We start from the raw sequence: 15,724 nt of genomic DNA, 5'->3' as shown, positions 1-15,724 counted from the left end.
AACTTGTCGAGACACATGCCGCATATCTGCGAAAGCTCCGTGAATAACTCGCAAATCCCGGCGATGAAGCTTGCTCACGCGTGTTGTCGCGGTCAAATCCCTATGCTAGACGGACCCTGTCTCAAGGGGGAGGGCCGGCGCAACGTTGGCAGTCCGCTAGCATCCAACCAACGGTTTCAACACCTTGTAGCGCATGGCAAGTCACGCGCAGCGAGTGTTGAGGAAACGCGAAAGAGAAACGGTCGTCCGTGGCACAATCATCCTCTCCCGTTTCGGGGGTCGCAGACCGCTACGCCCAGTCCCTGTTCGAACTCGCACTCGAAGAGAACGCGCTCGCGACGGTGGAATCCGAGCTTGAATCCTTCGACGCACTGATCAAGGAAAGCGCCGACTTCCGCCGTCTGGTGGAAAGCCCCGCCTTCTCGTCGGACGAGCAGCTCCGCGCCATCGGGGCGATCGTCGCCGAGGCCGGCCCGAGTGAACTCACCGGCAACTTCCTGAAAGTGGTGGCGGGGAATCGGCGACTGTTCGTCCTCCCCGGCATGATCCGCCGTTTCCGCCAGCTCTGCGCCACGCATCGCGGCGAGATCGAGGCCGAGGTCACCAGCGCCCATCCGCTCGACGACGGCCAGCGCGGCGCCCTCGCCGAGGCTCTCGGTTCCTACGCCGGAAAGACGGTGACGATGCGCGAGACGGTCGACCCGACCATCCTCGGCGGGCTGATCGTCAAGATCGGTTCGCGCCAGATCGACACCTCGCTCCGCTCCAAACTCAATTCGCTCAAGCTTGCACTTAAAGAGGTCGGCTGATGGACATCCGCGCCGCGGAAATTTCCGCGATTCTGAAGAACCAGATCAAGAACTTCGGCAACGAGGCGGAAGTCTCGGAAGTCGGCCAGGTTCTGTCGGTCGGTGACGGCATCGCCCGCGTCTACGGCCTCGACAACTGCCAGGCCGGCGAGATGGTCGAATTCCCCGGCGGCATCCAGGGCATGGCGCTGAACCTCGAGGCCGACAATGTCGGCGTCGTGATCTTCGGCTCGGACCGCGAGATCAAGGAAGGCGACACCGTCAAGCGCACCGGCGCCATCGTGGAAGTGCCGGTCGGCAAGGGCCTGCTCGGCCGCGTCGTCGACGGTCTCGGCAATCCGATCGACGGCAAGGGCCCGATCGAGGGCACCGAGCGCCGCCGCGTCGACGTCAAGGCGCCGGGCATCATCCCGCGCAAGTCGGTGCACGAGCCGATGTCGACGGGCCTCAAGGCCATCGACGCGCTGATCCCGATCGGCCGCGGCCAGCGCGAGCTGGTCATCGGCGACCGCCAGACCGGCAAGACCGCGATCCTGCTCGACACCTTCCTCAACCAGAAGCCGGCGCACGACGAGAACCGCGAGAACGACAAGCTCTACTGCATCTACGTCGCCGTCGGCCAGAAGCGCTCCACCGTCGCCCAGTTCGTGCGCACGCTCGAAGAGCGCGGCGCGATGGAATACTCCATCGTCATCGCCGCGACGGCTTCGGAGCCGGCGCCGCTGCAGTACATCGCGCCCTTCACCGGCTGCGCGATGGGCGAGTATTTCCGCGACAACGGCATGCATGCGGTGATCGGCTACGACGACCTGTCCAAGCAGGCCGTCTCCTATCGCCAGATGTCGCTGCTGCTTCGCCGCCCGCCCGGCCGCGAAGCCTATCCGGGCGACGTCTTCTACCTGCATTCGCGCCTGCTCGAGCGCGCCGCCAAGATGGGCGACGATCACGGCAACGGCTCGCTGACGGCGCTGCCGGTCATCGAGACCCAGGCGGGCGACGTCTCGGCCTACATCCCGACCAACGTGATCTCGATCACCGACGGCCAGATCTTCCTTGAGACCACGCTGTTCTACCAGGGCATCCGCCCGGCGGTGAACGTCGGCCTGTCGGTCTCGCGCGTCGGCTCGGCCGCCCAGGTCAAGGCGATGAAGCAGGTCGCCGGCTCGATCAAGGGCGAGCTCGCCCAGTATCGCGAGATGGCCGCCTTCGCCCAGTTCGGTTCCGATCTCGACGCGGCGACCCAGCGCCTGCTCAACCGCGGCGCGCGCCTGACGGAGCTGCTCAAGCAGCCGCAGTTCTCGCCGCTGAAGACCGAAGAGCAGGTGGTGGTGATCTTCGCCGGCACGCAGGGCTATCTCGACAAGCTGAAGGTCTCCCAGGTCGGCGAGTTCGAGGAGGGCCTGCTGGCGGCCATGCGCAGCGAGCACAAGGACGTCCTTGACCAGATCGCCAAGGAAAAGGCCCTGTCGGACGATCTCCGCGGGAAGCTGAAGCAGGCGATCGATTCCTTCGCCAAGACCTTCGCCTGATCCGTAAAACCAGGCATGAGGCCTTGTCCGTCGAACCGGGCAAGGCCACGCCAGCGGGAGACTGCGCCAGACCATGGCATCACTGAAGGACCTTCGAAACCGCATCGCGTCGGTCAAATCCACGCAGAAGATCACCAAGGCCATGCAAATGGTCGCGGCGGCGAAGCTGCGTCGGGCCGAAGAGGCCGCAGCCTCTGCGAGGCCCTATGCCGATCGCATGGCGGCCGTCCTGGCCAACATAGCCGGCGCCGTCGAGGGAGACGGTCCGCCCTTGATGGTCGGCACCGGCAAGGACGACACGCATCTCCTCGTCGTCTTCACGGCCGAACGCGGCCTCGCCGGCGGGTTCAACGCCTCGATCGTCAAGCTGGCGCGCCAGCGCCAGCGCCAGCTCGAGGCCGAGGGTAAGACCGTCAAGTTCCTGGCCGTCGGAAAGAAGGCCTGGGACATGATGCGCCGCGACCTGTCGGACAAGATCGTCGAGCGGGTGGATTTTCGCGAGGTCAAGCAGATCGGCTTCACCGAGGCCGACATGCTCGGCGAGAAGGTCATGGAGCTGTTCGCCAAGGGCGAATTCGACGTCTGCTCGATCGTCTATTCCGCGTTCCAGAACGTCATCACCCAGATCCCGACCGCTCAGCAGATCATCCCCGCCGACCTTTCCGGCGGCGATGAGGCGGGCGAAAAGGGCACGACGTCGGTCTATGAATACGAGCCGGAGCCGGCCGCCATTCTCGACGCCCTGATCCCGCGCAACATCAAGGTCCAGATCCTGCATGCGATGCTCGAGAACGCGGCGTCCGAACAGGGCGCGCGAATGAGCGCCATGGACAACGCGACGCGCAACGCCGGCGACATGATCGACAGGCTGTCGATCTCCTACAACCGCCAGCGCCAGGCGCAGATCACGACGGAACTGGTCGAAATCATTTCGGGCGCCGAAGCGCTCTGACACCGATCGAGAGGAGGCCTTTCAAAAATGGCTGACAAAAACATTGGCCGCGTCCACCAGGTGATCGGCGCCGTCGTCGACGTCGAGTTCGACGACAAGCTGCCGCAGATCCTGAACGCGCTCGAATGCGACAACCACGGCATCCGCCTCGTTCTCGAGGTGGCACAGCATCTCGGCGAGAACACCGTGCGCTGCATCGCCATGGACCTGACCGAGGGTCTGGTCCGCGGCCAGGAAGTGGTCGACACCGGCGAGCCGATCATGGTTCCGGTCGGCGACGGCACGCTCGGCCGCATCATGAACGTCATCGGCGAGCCGATCGACGAGGTCGGTCCGATTTCCTACGAATCGAAGCGCGCCATCCACCAGTCGGCTCCCGCCTATATCGAGCAGTCGCCGGAGAGCCAGATCCTGGTGACCGGCATCAAGGTCATCGACCTTCTGGCGCCCTACGCCCGCGGCGGCAAGATCGGCCTGTTCGGCGGCGCCGGCGTCGGCAAGACGGTGCTGATCCAGGAACTGATCAACAACGTCGCCAAGGCCCATGGCGGCTATTCGGTGTTCGCCGGCGTCGGCGAGCGCACCCGCGAGGGCAACGATCTCTACCACGAGATGATCGAGTCGGGCGTCAACAAGGACCCGCACGAGCATGACGGCTCGGCCGAAGGCTCCAAGGCCGCCCTCGTCTACGGTCAGATGAACGAGCCTCCGGGCGCCCGCGCCCGCGTCGCGCTCACCGGCCTCACCATCGCCGAGCATTTCCGCGACCAGGGCCAGGACGTGTTGTTCTTCGTCGACAACATCTTCCGCTTCACCCAGGCCGGCTCGGAAGTGTCGGCGCTGCTCGGCCGCATTCCCTCGGCGGTGGGCTATCAGCCGACGCTCGCCACCGACATGGGCCAGATGCAGGAGCGCATCACCACGACGACCACCGGTTCGATCACCTCGGTGCAGGCCATCTACGTGCCGGCCGACGATCTGACCGATCCGGCGCCGGCGACCTCCTTCGCCCATCTCGACGCGACGACCGTGCTCAACCGCGCGATCTCGGAAAAGGGCATCTACCCGGCGGTGGATCCGCTGGATTCCACCTCGCGCATGCTGTCGCCGATGATCATCGGCGAGGAGCACTACGAGGTAGCCCGTAACGTCCAGCAGGTGCTGCAGAAGTACAAGTCGCTGCAGGACATCATCGCCATTCTCGGCATGGACGAGCTGTCCGAAGAGGACAAGCTGACGGTCGCCCGCGCCCGCAAGATCGAGCGCTTCCTGTCGCAGCCCTTCTTCGTCGCCGAAGTGTTCACCGGCGCGCCGGGCCAGCTGGTTCCGCTGGAAGACACGATCAAGTCGTTCAAGGGCCTGGTCAACGGCGAGTACGACCATCTCCCCGAGGCCGCCTTCTACATGGTCGGCTCGATCGAGATGGCCGTCGAGAAGGCCAAGAAGCTGGCGCAGGACGCCGCTTGATGAGCGACGATCGCGTACTCCTCGTCGAGAACGCGATCAACGAGACCTGCCCGTGGTCGGGAAAACCGATCGCGGGCGATTCTCTGACGACTTACAACGGCGCGGTCGTCGGCTTCTGCAATCCCGGCTGCCGCGACAAGTTCGAGGCGGCGACGCGCCACTTCGATGCCGCCATGTCCGATGCCGCGATGAAAGAGACGCAAGATGGCCGACAGCTTCCAGTTTGAACTCGTCTCCCCGGAAAAGCTCCTGATGTCGGAGGCCGTGACGGCGGTTTCAGTGCCCGGCTCGGAGGGTTTCTTCACCGTGATGGCGAACCATGCTCCGGTGATGACGACGATCAAGCCCGGCATCGTGCTCGTCACCCCCGAGAGCGGGGCCGAACAGCGCATCTTCGTGCGCGGCGGCTTCGCCGACGTCAATGAGAACGGCCTGACGCTCTTGGCCGAACATGCCGAGCCGGCCGACCAGGTCGACATGGCTGCGCTCGACCAGAGCATCAAGAATGCCGAGGAAGACGTCGCCGACGCGGAAGGCGCCGAGGCCAAGAGCAAGGCTCAGCACGCACTCGATCAACTGCGTGAGGCGCGGGCCGGGCTGGCGGGCTGATCCGGGCGCCGCGCCCGACGATCTCCGATGCTCCGAAACATCCAAGCCCGGGCGGACACCGCTCCGGGCTTTTCCTTTGTTGTCGGCGACACGCGTGGCGAGGCCGGCTCTTGCTGGGGTGCCGTCCGGTCGCAGCGCCCTACCGGCCGAGATGCCGGAACGCCGCGACCACCTCTTCATACACCCCGCGCTTGAACGGCACGATCTCGTCGAGCAGTTCATCCATCGTCTTCCAGCCCCAGCGGTCGAATTCCGGCTCGTGACCACCCGGCGGCGGGTTGATCGCGATCTCGGTCTCTGCGCCTTCGAACCGGAAGGCGAACCAGCGCTGCTTCTGGCCGCGATACTTGCCCTTGAAGGCGACGCCGACGAGGTCGGCGGGCAGGTCGTAGGTGATCCAGCCCTCGGTTTGCGCAAGATAGGAGACGGTCTTCATGCCGGTCTCCTCGTAGAGCTCGCGCTTCGCGGCCTCCAGCGCGTCTTCGCCGGCATCGATGCCGCCCTGCGGCATCTGCCACAGCTTTTCGGCCCCGGTCATCTCGCCCTCGTCCTCGACCAGCCGGCGCCCGGCCCAGGCAAGACCGGCCGGATTGAGCGCCATGATGCCGACGCAGGGGCGATAGGGCAGCGTTTTGGGGTCGACGTTCGGCATGGATTGGCTCCCGGCTCGGCCGGCATGGTTCCGGCCTGAAAGATCGCCGACCTCTATCGCCCTGCGGCGCCGAGGCGCAAGGGCGGGGGTATCGGGGCTCTCGGCGCTGCTGTGCGGGCGGCGGCGAGCACGAACTTGCCATTTCCTTCGCAATTGCGAAAAATGCACCCTCGCCAACCCCGACCCGCCCGACTTATCTTCGTCGGCACCGAGGAAGATGGAACCTGCCATGTCTCTGACACCGATCGTCCCCCCGAGAAAGGACCCGACGCCTGCCCGCCCCAAGCGCATGGGCGAGCTCGCGGTGCTGCCGGTGTTCTTCTCGCTGAAGTGGCGGAGCGTGCTGATGGCCGGGGGCTCTGCGGCGGCGGCCTGGAAGGCGGAAATGCTCGCCGCAGCGGGCGCCCGGGTCGAGCTCTACGCTCCAGCGGACGACCTCGACGCCGAGATGACGGCGCTGCTCGCCGAGATTGGCACCGAGAAGGAGCCGCAGGCCGGGCGCATCCGTCATCACGACCGCCCTTGGGCGCTCGATCTCTTCGCGCCTCGGCCCGATCGCCTCGCCCTCGCCATTCTCGACACCGAGAGCGAGGCGGAAGGCCATGCATTCGCCTGCGCGGCGCGGGCGGCCTCCGTGCCCGTCAATGTCGTCGACAAGCCGGCCTTCTGCGACTTCGCCTTCGGCTCAATCGTCAACCGCTCCCCGGTGGTCGTCGGGATCTCCACCTTCGGCGCGGCGCCGATTCTCGGCCAAGCCATCCGCCGCCGCATCGAGACGCTGCTGCCCCCGGCCTTGTCCGGCTGGGCGGGACTTGCCGCAAAGCTGCGCAACGCCACGATGGAACGCCTCTCCCCCGGCCTCGAGCGCCGGGCATTCTGGGAGCGCTTCACCGACAAGGCGTTTCTCACCCGCGCGCCGGAAGCCGGCGACGAAGCGGAGGCCGGCCGGCTGATCGAGGCCATAGCGGCAGCGCCCAAGGGCGCCTCGGGCCCGAAGGTGGGCAAGGTCACGCTGGTCGGAGCCGGCCCGGGCGAGGCCGAACTTCTGACGTTGAAGGCAGTGCGGGCGCTGCAGGCCGCCGATGTCATCCTCTTTGACGACCTCGTTTCCGACGGGGTGCTCGAACTCGCCCGCCGCGAGGCCAAGCGCATGCTTGTCGGCAAGCGCGCTTCCCGCGAGAGCTGCCGGCAGGAGGACATTAACGCGCTGATGGTGCAGTTCGCCAAGGCCGGCAAGTCGGTCGTCCGCCTGAAGTCTGGCGACGTCTCGGTGTTCGGACGCGCCGGAGAGGAATTGAAGGAGCTGAAGGCCGAGGGCATCCCGGTGTCGATCGTGCCGGGCATCACCGCCGCCTCGGCGCTGGCCGCGAGCTTCAACGTCTCGCTCACCCATCGCGACCATGCCCAGGAGCTGCGCTTCGTCACCGGGCATTCCAAGCAGGGCGGCCTGCCGGAGGACGTCGACTGGCCGGCGCTCGCCAAGCCCAATGCGACGACGATCTTCTACATGGGTGGGCGCATGGCCGGCCGGATCGCCGAGCGGCTGATCACCGAGGGACTTTCGCCGGAAACCCCCGTCGCGGTCGCGGCCAACCTGTCGCGCGAAGACGAGACCCGCGCCGCCGGCCGCCTCGCCGAGCTTGCCGACATGGTGACGACGGTTGGCCTCGACCGGCCGATTCTCATCGGCGTCGGCAACGTCTTCGGCGAGGCTGCGGAGGGGGCAGAACGAGGCACACTTGACGTTGACGCCCGCGCTGCGATGGCCATCTGACGACGCGGCTTTCGTCATATTATTAGGTACGCCCCCCGCGCGAACCGGATCACTCCGGCCGCGCAAGGGCTCGTCGCTCAGGCGGCGTAGCGCCGCTTTTCCTCTTCCGTCAGGGCCGGATAGTCGGTGTAGCCGGTCTCGTCGCCGCCATAGAAGGTCTTTTCGTCAGGTTCGGCGAGCGGCGCGCCGAGGCGGATGCGCTCGACCAGATCGGGATTGGAGATGAACGGCCGGCCGAAACAGGCGAGGTCGATCTCGCCCTTCTCCAGACGCTCCTCGGCAAGGTCGGGCGTGTAGTTGTTGTTGCCCATATAGGTCCCGTCGAAGAGCTTGCGCAGCGACCAGGCCTTGAAGGCATGCGGGTCGCGGTCGCCGCGGGTGGCGCCCTCGATGACGTGGAGATAGGCGAGCCGGCGCGCCGAAAGCTCCTTCACATAGGCGGTGAAGACGGCTTCGGGATCGGAATCCTTCAGATCGTTGGCCGGCGAGACCGGCGAAATGCGGATGCCGGTGCGCTCCGGCCCGAAGACCTTCGTCACCGCATCGACGACCATCAGCGGGAAGCGCAGGCGGTTCTCGATCGAACCGCCAAACTCGTCCGTCCGCCGGTTGGCGCCGTCGCGCAGGAACTGGTCGAGCAGATAGCCATTCGCCGAGTGGATCTCGACGCCGTCGAAGCCGGCGGCCTTGGAATTCTCCGTCGCCTTCACGAAATCGGCGACGACACGCGGCAACTCGCCGGCATCGAGGGCCCGCGGCGTCACGGCGTCCTTCATGCCACCCTCGGTAAAGGCCTGCATCGCCGGCGCGATGGCCGACGGCGCGACCGGCAGCGCCCCGCCCGGCTGCAGGTCCGGATGCGACACCCGGCCGACATGCCAGAGCTGCAATACGATCTTGCCGCCCTCTTCGTGCACGGCGTCGGTGACCTTCTTCCAGGCCGCGACCTGTTCGTCGTTGAAGATGCCCGGCGTCCAGGCATAGCCGCGGCCTTCCGGCGAGATGTTGGTCGCCTCGGTGATGATCAGTCCGGCGCTGGCGCGCTGGCGGTAGTAGTCGACATGCATGTCCTTCGGCACGCCGTCGCTGGTCGCGCGGCTGCGGGTGAGCGGCGCCATGACGACGCGGTTCTGAAGGCTGATCGGCCCGAGGTCGTAGGGCTGTAGGAGGCGGTCGTGTTTCATGATAGCGGAAGTCCTTCGCTGTGGCTCGCCAAAAGCCGGGCCGGGAGATCGCCCGAGGTCGAGCGATCATCCGTTCGCCCTCCATTTGGTGTGCCGCAACAGGACGGAAAGCGCGATGAACGTTGTGTTCGCAGGGAACGGACGGTCGGGCGGCGCGAACAAGCAAAGCCGATCGAGCGGGTCTCAGTCTTGAACTATCGCCATGCCTTCCATGCCGGCAACTTCGCCGACGTCGTCAAGCACGCCCTGTTCTGCCGGCTGGTGCGCTATCTCCAGCGCAAGGACGGAGCGATCCGGATCTACGACACCCATGCGGGACCGGGCCTCTACGATCTCGGCGGCGACGAGGCGGCGCGCACGCTGGAGCACGAATCCGGTATCGCCGCCCTCGCAGCGGCAGATCGGGCGATCCGCGAAAATCCGCTTTTGGCCGACTATTGGGCGGCGATCGAGCCCGATCTCGCAGCCCGTCGCTACCCGGGCTCGCCCCTGATCGCCCGGCGGCTCCTGCGTCCGCAGGATCGCCTGTCGGCCTATGAGCTTCATCCCCAGGATGGCGCAGCGCTCAGGGCACTGTTTGCCGGCGACACGGCGGTGAAGGCGATCGCCCTCGACGGCTGGCTGGCGCTGGGCGCCCATGTGCCGCCGAAGGAAAAGCGCGGCCTCGTACTCGTCGACCCCCCTTACGAAAAGCTGAGCGAGGTGGACGACATCGCGGCCGCCCTTCACAAGGCGATCGCCCGCTGGCGCGGCGGCGTCTATGCCGTCTGGTATCCGATCAAGAAGCCGGCGATGGTCGAAAGGCTGAAGGAAGCCCTCGCCGCAATCGCCCCGGCAGAAATCGTCTTCGCCGAATTCTGCCGCGAGCCGCTCGGCCGCGACGAGCGTTTCGTCGGCACGGGGCTTGCCGTGGTCAATCCGCCCTTCGTCTTCGCCGAAGAGGCCGAGGCGCTGTTCGCGCTGCTCGCCCCGGTGCTGGAGCGCGGCAGCAAGGCAACATATTCCGTCAAAGAATGCCGTTCCCGGCCTTCGTGACAGGCAAAGAGCGGCAAATGGTGCTAGACCTTGCGGCAAAAGTGATCTGGTTGTGCGGGAGTTTTGCCACCATGAACCGGCTTTCGGCCTTCGTCCTGACGCTCGGCGCCCTGTCCGCCGCTGCCGCTTCCTCTCCCGCCGTCGCCGCGGATGTGATGTCGACCTATCGGAGCGAGGCGATCCCGTCGAAGGTCCCGGCCTGCGACGATGCCGCCGTCCTCGGTCAGGTCGAGGATCAGTTCGAATACGGCGCCCCGCGGATGCTCGAGGCGAAGCTCGAGATCCTCGAATTCCAGGGGATGTTCGAGAAGGCCTACCAGCCGCAGCTGCTGAACGACCCCTACCCCGCCGCCAATCCGATCGAGCGGCGCTACTGCCAGGCGAAGGCGCTGATCTCCGATCAAAAGTGGCGCACCGTCTATTACGTCGTCGAGTATCCGATGGGCTTTGCCGCTGCCGGCGACTATCTCGGCATGTTCTCGCCGGCCCGAGCCTGGAAGGCGGAGGGCTGCGTCCTCGGTCTCGACGAGTGGCATGTCTATGGCGCCAACTGCCAGTCGCTTCGCCGCTATCCGCCGGACGCCGCGGTCGCGGACTACCCGGGCTTCGTCTCGAAATACTGAACCAAACCCCCGGATTGCAGCCAATGCGCGTCTATTATTCCTCCGCCTCGCCCTTTGCGGCCAAGGTCCGCATGGCGGCCGAGTACTGCGACCTCGAGATCGAGAGCGTCGCCGTCGACACGGCGGCCGAGCCGGCCGATCTGATCGCCGCCAATCCGCTGGGCAAGATTCCCGCCCTCGTTCTCGACGACGGCACCGCCCTCTACGACTCGCGGGCGATCTGCGACTATTTCGACAAGGCCACCGGCGGGCAGCTCCTGCCCGCGACCCTCGATGCCTGGACCAAGGTGAAGCTGATCGAGGCGACGGCCGACGGCATCGGCGATGCGCTGATCCTTTCCCTTTACGAGGAGCGCTACCGGCCGGCGGACAAGCGCCATCAGCCATGGGTCGACATGCAGATGCGCAAGGCCGATCGCGGCCTCGCCGCGCTCGAGACCCTCCTTGCGGATCTGCCCGAAGACCTGACGACGGCGGATTTCGCTCTCGCCGGCCTGCTCGGGTGGATGTCCTTCCGCTTCAAGGGCAAGCTCGAAGCCGAGCGCCCCGCGCTGGCCAGCTGGCTGGCTGCCTTTCCGGAACGGTTTCCGGCCTTCGCCGAACTCGGTCCGCGCCCCGCCTGACACGAGATTGCCCGCCGGCCCCGGTGCGTCATATCGGCAACCGTCTCGTCCTCGCCGGCTCCATCTGCGCCGGCGAGCGCAGCTTCGAGCCCGAGCGCAGACCGCGCCGGTAGATCTGCCGGCTCGACGGCCCTGCCGGGCCGCGCCCGCAGCATTGCCCTTTCCCTTCGATTTTCCGTGGCTGCACCAACGGTGCCGGCTTCGTTCGACCACGCGCCAAACCCGTCGTTGACACCGTTGATTGCGTCGATTTAAATTGCCGCAACCAATGCGAGAATTACGGGCGACGGGGTTCATCATGGCGCGGCGATCGATTCTGGCCATTTGCCTGGCGACGGCAGTTGCCGCGCCTGTCTGGCTCGCCGGTCCGGCCGGCGCGGATCCAGCCTACGACCGCCGCCACGTGGCCGACTTCCTGGCGAAATCCGCCGACGAGGTGCAGGGCCTCGGCAAGTCCCGCTCGATGCGGCTCGCCGGCACCCGCGGCATCTGCGTCGGGCTCGAATCCGAATGCCGAGCCAAGGCGCCGCCGAAGGGCTTCGACATGCTGATCAATTTCGATCTGGACTCGGCCGCCCTCACCTACGCCGCCCGGGAAAACCTCGACGAAATGGCGGCAGCGCTCGCCGATCAGCGCCTCAGCGCCGTGGGCTTCGTCATCGAGGGCCACACCGATGCCCGCGGCGACGACTGGTACAACGAAGAGCTGTCGCGGCGGCGCGCCGCCTCCGTCCGAAGCTATCTCCTCGCCCGCGGCATCGCGCCCGACAAGATCGAGGCGGTCGGTCTCGGCGAAAGGGTGCCGCGGGTTTCCGATCCCTACGACCCGGTCAACCGCCGGGTGGAGATGCGGGTGAGCGTCCGCTAGCGGCGTCGACAGGGGCGGCGAGCGATGCCGGACCTGGCCGCGATTCTCGAGCCCGTCTCGGACGAAGCGCCCTGCGGGCCGGATCTCGTCGCGGCGAGCGATCTGCAATTCCTGACCTTCCGCGATCGGATCGACGCCCTGTCGCCGACGCGTCTTTCAGGCGGGCGGCTGCTCCGCGAGGACGGCAAGCCCTTCGAGCCGCGCGACATCAAGTTCCGCGACGAGGCGAAGGTCATCGCAGCGCTTCTCGATCGCTCCCGCGACCTTCGTTTCCTCCTGCTGCAGGCCCGGCTCCGTATCTTCACCGGCGACCTTTCCGGCTTTGCCGGAGACATCGCCCTCGCGGCGAATCTCCTGGAAGCCCGATGGGAGCACGTCCACCCGCAAAACGTCCCGCAACGCCGAGTGGAGTTCGAATGTTTCGAACCGCCGATCTCGGGTTCGATCCCCTTGCAATTCGTGCCGCTCCTGCGCGATCGCCGGGCCGACGTCATCCGCTTTCGCCACTTCGTCTTCGCGCTCGGGGAAGCGAAGGGGCCAGAGAACGAGACGACGCCGGACGAGGCGACGATCCGCGCGGCCATCGCCGATCCCGCGAACGCAGCGGCGGTGGCGGCCACGCGCGGCGCCCTCGCGGCGGTCCGCGAAAGCTTCGAGGCGGTCAAGGCGAGTTTCGCCGCCAATGGCCATGGCGGATCGGCGCCGCAGATGAAGGCGTTCCTCGCCGCGGTTGCGCGGATCGCCGCACTTCTGGACGGGGAGAGTGGCGGGGCGCCGGGTCGCGGCGCGTCCGGCGCTGCGGTGCATGTCGAAGCGGGACAGGCCGCCCAGGCGCCCCTGCCGATCGCGGAACTGGCCACCGTGCCGATCGGCGATCATGGCGAAGCGTCCGCGGCGCTCCTTGCGGCCGAAGCCTATTTCGCCCGGGCCGAACCGTCCTCGCCGGTGCTGCTTCTGACCCATCAGGCCCGCAAGCTGATCGGCCGGCCGCTGGTCGAGGCCTTGCAACTTCTCGCCCCCGGGATGGTCGACTCCGCCTCGCTCGGCCTCGACAGCCCTGCCGGATTGGCGCTCGATCTGGCGCGGCTGACGGCGCTGAGCGAGACGGCCCATGACGCCTCCGTCGATCCCCCCGCCGGCGCGCGCGTGCCGCCGCGGCGGGCCTTCGACGCCCCCGATCGCGAGGCGGCGGCCGTGCTGATCGCCAGCGTCGAGGCCTATCTGCGCCTGGCCGAGCCCTCGAGCCCTGTGCCGCTCGTTCTGGCGCGGGCGCGCGCGCTGATCGGATGCGACTTCCTGGCGCTCCTGCCGGAACTGTTTCCCTCGCTGCGCCCGGTCCGGAGCTGATTCATGGTCGGCGCGCGGCAGTCAATTTTCTACAACAGGTTTTGTTTGACTTTTGTTTTCAACTCTGACTTGCTTCGATGACACAATGTCAAGGAGCAGCGAACCATGGCCTCCGATTCCGGTCAGCGCTTCCTCAAACGCAACCGGCCGCCGCGGGTGCAGATCTCCTACGAGGATCCGCACGATTCCAACCGTCGGGTCGAACTGCCTTTCGTGATGGGCGTCATGGCCGACCTGTCCGGCAACGCCTCCCCGAGAGAGAAGCCGCCGGTCGGCGAGCGGTCCTTCGAGCAGGTCGACATGGACACGTTCGACGAGTTCATCGGCAAGGTGAAACCCGCCGTCCGCTTCGCCGTCGACAACAGGCTGAAGGAAGGGAGCGGCGACAAGCTGTCCGTCGAACTCGGCTTCAAGTCGATGGACGACTTCGGCCCGGCCGCCGTCGCGAGAAACGTACCAGCGCTCAAGCGGCTGCTCGAGGCGCGCAAGCAGCTTTCCAACCTGCGCAGCTACATGACCGGCCGCGTCCAGGCCGAGGAGATGTTGCGCCAGCTCTTGGACGATCCGGCCCTGATGGCAGCGCTCAAGGAGCGTAGCCGCATCGCCGCACCTGCCACCGAAATCACCGGCCCGGCCGGCTCGCCCGAGCCCGGCGACGACGCCTGACGAGACGATGAGAGGGAAGACTGCCCGATGAGCGAAACCCAGTCGACCGCAGCCAGGCTCCAGGCCGAGCCGCTCTATGCCCAGGAAAGCCAGGCGGACGCCTTCGCCGCGGCGCTGAAGCAGAGCATCAATCCGTCGAAGTCGGAGGCGCGAGCGAACGAAGTCGATCGCGCCTTCGACACGCTGATCGCCGAGGCGCTGGAGAACGCCGATCTCATCAAGACCGACGTCTACGCGACGCTGGAATCGCTGATCGGCCGGATCGACGACGCCCTTTCGGACCAGATCAACGCGATCATCCACCACCCGACCTTCCAGGAGATCGAAAGCGCCTGGCGAGGGCTGGAATATCTCGTCACCCGTTCCGAAACCGACTCCAACCTCAAACTGAGGGTGATGAACGTCGGCAAGATGGAACTCTACGGCGAACTCGAAAGCTATCAGGGCGCCCGCTGGGATCAGAGCCCGCTGTTCAAGGAAATCTACGAGGCGGAGTTCGGCCAGCTCGGCGGCCAGCCCTATGGCGCGCTGATCGGCGACTACTACTTCGAGAAGTCACCGACCGACATCGCGCTGCTGCGCCATCTCGGCAAGATCGCCGCGGCCTCCCACTGCCCATTCGTCGCCTCCGCCGGCCCGGCGCTGCTCGACATGGAGAGCTGGACCGAACTCTCCACGCCGCGCGACATCTCCACCCTGCTCGACACCCCCGGTTTCGCCGCCTGGAACACGCTGCGGGATTCGGAGAACTCCCGCTATCTCGGCCTTTGCATGCCGCGTGTCCTCGCCCGCGAGCCCTATGGAGCCAAGTCGGTGCCGGTCGAGGAATTCGGCTTCGAAGAAGAGACCGACGGCCATGCCGGGAAAAAATACGCCTGGATGAACGCCGCCTACACCTATGCCGCCAACATCAACCGGGCGTTCAAGGACTATGGCTGGACGGTGCGCATCCGCGGGGTCAATTCCGGCGGCGAGGTCTCCGACCTTCCCACCCACGCCTTCTCGACCAGCGATCCCGATACCGTCGGCGGCAAGATGGTCGACCTGAAATGCGCGACCGAGGTCGCCATCTCCGATCGGCGCGAGGCGGAACTCTCGAAGGCCGGCATCCTGCCGCTGATCCACCGCAAGAACACCGACAAGGCCGCCTTCATCGGCGCCCAGTCGCTCTATCGCCCCAAGACCTACGACGACGCCGACGCGACGGCCTCGGACAACCTCTCCTCGCGCCTCACCTACATGTTCGCGGTGTCGCGTTTCGCCCATTACCTCAAGCAGATGGTCCGCGACCACATCGGCACCTTCAGAGAAGAAGACCAGTTAAGAAACTGGCTGCAGACGTGGATCATGCAGTATGTCGATGGCAGCCCCAAGACGTCGACCGATGCGGAGAAGGCAAAACGCCCGCTCGCTGGGGCCAGCCTGGAGGTTTTCCCCGACGAGGAAAACCCTGGCTACTATGGCGCCCGGTTTCACTTGAGACCGCATTTCCAGCTTGAAGGCATGGATATCGGGCTGAGCCTCGTCTCCAAACTCCCCAAACGAGAAACGGCCTGACGCATCCGCCTCACGACTAGGCCGAAACG

16 protein-coding genes are annotated in these 15,724 nt (G+C 66.3%); 14 read left to right on the top strand and 2 right to left on the bottom strand.

All coding sequences use genetic code 11. The annotated features are described in order from the left end of the window. The first annotated feature begins 248 nt into the window (after nucleotides 1-248). The 6 genes from GTK09_RS00165 (at nucleotide 249) to GTK09_RS00140 (ending at nucleotide 5,366) form a co-directional block, all read left to right on the top strand. Nucleotides 249-809, top strand: coding sequence for a F0F1 ATP synthase subunit delta (locus tag GTK09_RS00165; protein WP_163460473.1), 561 nt, complete (start codon nucleotides 249-251; stop codon nucleotides 807-809). After that, nucleotides 809-2,338, top strand: coding sequence for a F0F1 ATP synthase subunit alpha (atpA, locus tag GTK09_RS00160; RefSeq protein WP_163460472.1), 1,530 nt, complete (start codon nucleotides 809-811; stop codon nucleotides 2,336-2,338). Before GTK09_RS00165 ends, atpA begins: the two co-directional genes overlap by 1 nt. A 73-nt stretch (nucleotides 2,339-2,411) precedes the next feature. Then, the gene (locus GTK09_RS00155) at nucleotides 2,412-3,290 is read left to right on the top strand and encodes a F0F1 ATP synthase subunit gamma (RefSeq protein ID WP_163460471.1); all 879 of its coding nucleotides are present in this window, start codon (nucleotides 2,412-2,414) and stop codon (nucleotides 3,288-3,290) included. 27 nt (nucleotides 3,291-3,317) lie between these two features. Then, nucleotides 3,318-4,757 carry a F0F1 ATP synthase subunit beta gene (atpD, locus tag GTK09_RS00150; RefSeq protein WP_163460470.1) on the top strand — a complete coding sequence of 480 codons (1,440 nt, stop codon included), beginning with the start codon at nucleotides 3,318-3,320 and terminating at the stop codon, nucleotides 4,755-4,757. Further along, nucleotides 4,757-4,984 (top strand): eL24 family ribosomal protein, encoded by a 228-nt coding sequence (locus GTK09_RS00145; protein WP_163460469.1) that lies wholly within the window; start codon nucleotides 4,757-4,759, stop codon nucleotides 4,982-4,984. Before atpD ends, GTK09_RS00145 begins: the two co-directional genes overlap by 1 nt. Then, on the top strand, nucleotides 4,962-5,366 hold the full coding sequence (locus GTK09_RS00140; protein WP_163460468.1) for a F0F1 ATP synthase subunit epsilon: 405 nt from the start codon (nucleotides 4,962-4,964) through the stop codon (nucleotides 5,364-5,366). Before GTK09_RS00145 ends, GTK09_RS00140 begins: the two co-directional genes overlap by 23 nt. Nucleotides 5,367-5,505: 139 nt before the next feature. On the opposite strand, the gene GTK09_RS00135 is transcribed toward GTK09_RS00140, so the two are convergent. Further along, nucleotides 5,506-6,018, bottom strand: a complete 513-nt coding sequence (locus tag GTK09_RS00135) for an RNA pyrophosphohydrolase (protein ID WP_163460467.1) — start codon at nucleotides 6,016-6,018, stop codon at nucleotides 5,506-5,508. 229 nt (nucleotides 6,019-6,247) lie between these two features. Between GTK09_RS00135 and cysG the strand changes: the two genes are divergently transcribed. Further along, on the top strand, nucleotides 6,248-7,792 hold the full coding sequence (gene cysG, locus GTK09_RS00130; RefSeq protein WP_376767925.1) for a siroheme synthase CysG: 1,545 nt from the start codon (nucleotides 6,248-6,250) through the stop codon (nucleotides 7,790-7,792). 77 nt (nucleotides 7,793-7,869) lie between these two features. Here the strand turns inward: cysG and GTK09_RS00125 are convergent, their stop codons facing one another. After that, nucleotides 7,870-8,976: an alkene reductase gene (locus tag GTK09_RS00125; RefSeq protein WP_163460466.1), complete on the bottom strand. Its 1,107-nt coding sequence runs from the start codon at nucleotides 8,974-8,976 to the stop codon at nucleotides 7,870-7,872. A gap of 189 nt (nucleotides 8,977-9,165) precedes the next feature. On the opposite strand from GTK09_RS00125, the gene GTK09_RS00120 reads away from it, so the two are divergent. The 7 genes from GTK09_RS00120 to tssC all read left to right on the top strand — a co-directional run bounded on the left by GTK09_RS00120 (nucleotide 9,166) and on the right by tssC (nucleotide 15,695). After that, nucleotides 9,166-10,011, top strand: coding sequence for a 23S rRNA (adenine(2030)-N(6))-methyltransferase RlmJ (locus GTK09_RS00120; protein WP_163460465.1), 846 nt, complete (start codon nucleotides 9,166-9,168; stop codon nucleotides 10,009-10,011). A 17-nt stretch (nucleotides 10,012-10,028) separates the two neighbouring features. Continuing rightward, nucleotides 10,029-10,634, top strand: a complete 606-nt coding sequence (locus GTK09_RS00115; RefSeq protein WP_246217621.1) for a hypothetical protein — start codon at nucleotides 10,029-10,031, stop codon at nucleotides 10,632-10,634. Nucleotides 10,635-10,657: 23 nt separating this feature from the next. Further along, entirely contained in the window at nucleotides 10,658-11,257 is a 600-nt protein-coding gene (locus tag GTK09_RS00110) for a glutathione S-transferase family protein (RefSeq protein WP_163460464.1), read from the top strand. Between the two features lie 298 nt (nucleotides 11,258-11,555). Beyond that, the gene (locus GTK09_RS00105; protein WP_163460463.1) at nucleotides 11,556-12,125 is read left to right on the top strand and encodes an OmpA family protein; all 570 of its coding nucleotides are present in this window, start codon (nucleotides 11,556-11,558) and stop codon (nucleotides 12,123-12,125) included. Between the two features lie 24 nt (nucleotides 12,126-12,149). Continuing rightward, a complete protein-coding gene (locus tag GTK09_RS00100) occupies nucleotides 12,150-13,472 on the top strand; it encodes a type VI secretion system protein TssA (protein WP_163460462.1) in 1,323 nt (440 codons plus the stop codon). Nucleotides 13,473-13,577: 105 nt separating this feature from the next. Next, nucleotides 13,578-14,138, top strand: coding sequence for a type VI secretion system contractile sheath small subunit (gene tssB / locus GTK09_RS00095; protein WP_163460461.1), 561 nt, complete (start codon nucleotides 13,578-13,580; stop codon nucleotides 14,136-14,138). 27 nt (nucleotides 14,139-14,165) lie between these two features. Continuing rightward, entirely contained in the window at nucleotides 14,166-15,695 is a 1,530-nt protein-coding gene (gene tssC, locus GTK09_RS00090; protein ID WP_163460460.1) for a type VI secretion system contractile sheath large subunit, read from the top strand. Nucleotides 15,696-15,724: the final 29 nt, after the last annotated feature.

The sequence above is a fragment of the Jiella pacifica genome (assembly GCF_010500815.1).
In the GTDB taxonomy this organism is placed as follows: domain Bacteria; phylum Pseudomonadota; class Alphaproteobacteria; order Rhizobiales; family Rhizobiaceae; genus Jiella; species Jiella pacifica.
This window is presented reverse-complemented; position numbering and strand designations above follow the sequence as displayed.

Excerpts from the sequence above, each read along its gene's own strand:
- atpA (WP_163460472.1), top strand. The coding sequence starts at position 809 with ATGGACATCCGCGCCGCGGAAATTTCCGCGATTCTGAAGAACCAGATC.
- GTK09_RS00155 (WP_163460471.1), top strand. The coding sequence starts at position 2,412 with ATGGCATCACTGAAGGACCTTCGAAACCGCATCGCGTCGGTCAAATCC.
- atpD (WP_163460470.1), top strand. The coding sequence starts at position 3,318 with ATGGCTGACAAAAACATTGGCCGCGTCCACCAGGTGATCGGCGCCGTC.
- GTK09_RS00145 (WP_163460469.1), top strand. The coding sequence starts at position 4,757 with ATGAGCGACGATCGCGTACTCCTCGTCGAGAACGCGATCAACGAGACC.
- GTK09_RS00140 (WP_163460468.1), top strand. The coding sequence starts at position 4,962 with ATGGCCGACAGCTTCCAGTTTGAACTCGTCTCCCCGGAAAAGCTCCTG.
- GTK09_RS00135 (WP_163460467.1), bottom strand. The coding sequence starts at position 6,018 with ATGCCGAACGTCGACCCCAAAACGCTGCCCTATCGCCCCTGCGTCGGC.
- cysG (WP_376767925.1), top strand. The coding sequence starts at position 6,248 with ATGTCTCTGACACCGATCGTCCCCCCGAGAAAGGACCCGACGCCTGCC.
- GTK09_RS00125 (WP_163460466.1), bottom strand. The coding sequence starts at position 8,976 with ATGAAACACGACCGCCTCCTACAGCCCTACGACCTCGGGCCGATCAGC.
- GTK09_RS00115 (WP_246217621.1), top strand. The coding sequence starts at position 10,029 with ATGGTGCTAGACCTTGCGGCAAAAGTGATCTGGTTGTGCGGGAGTTTT.
- GTK09_RS00110 (WP_163460464.1), top strand. The coding sequence starts at position 10,658 with ATGCGCGTCTATTATTCCTCCGCCTCGCCCTTTGCGGCCAAGGTCCGC.
- GTK09_RS00105 (WP_163460463.1), top strand. The coding sequence starts at position 11,556 with ATGGCGCGGCGATCGATTCTGGCCATTTGCCTGGCGACGGCAGTTGCC.
- GTK09_RS00100 (WP_163460462.1), top strand. The coding sequence starts at position 12,150 with ATGCCGGACCTGGCCGCGATTCTCGAGCCCGTCTCGGACGAAGCGCCC.
- tssB (WP_163460461.1), top strand. The coding sequence starts at position 13,578 with ATGGCCTCCGATTCCGGTCAGCGCTTCCTCAAACGCAACCGGCCGCCG.
- tssC (WP_163460460.1), top strand. The coding sequence starts at position 14,166 with ATGAGCGAAACCCAGTCGACCGCAGCCAGGCTCCAGGCCGAGCCGCTC.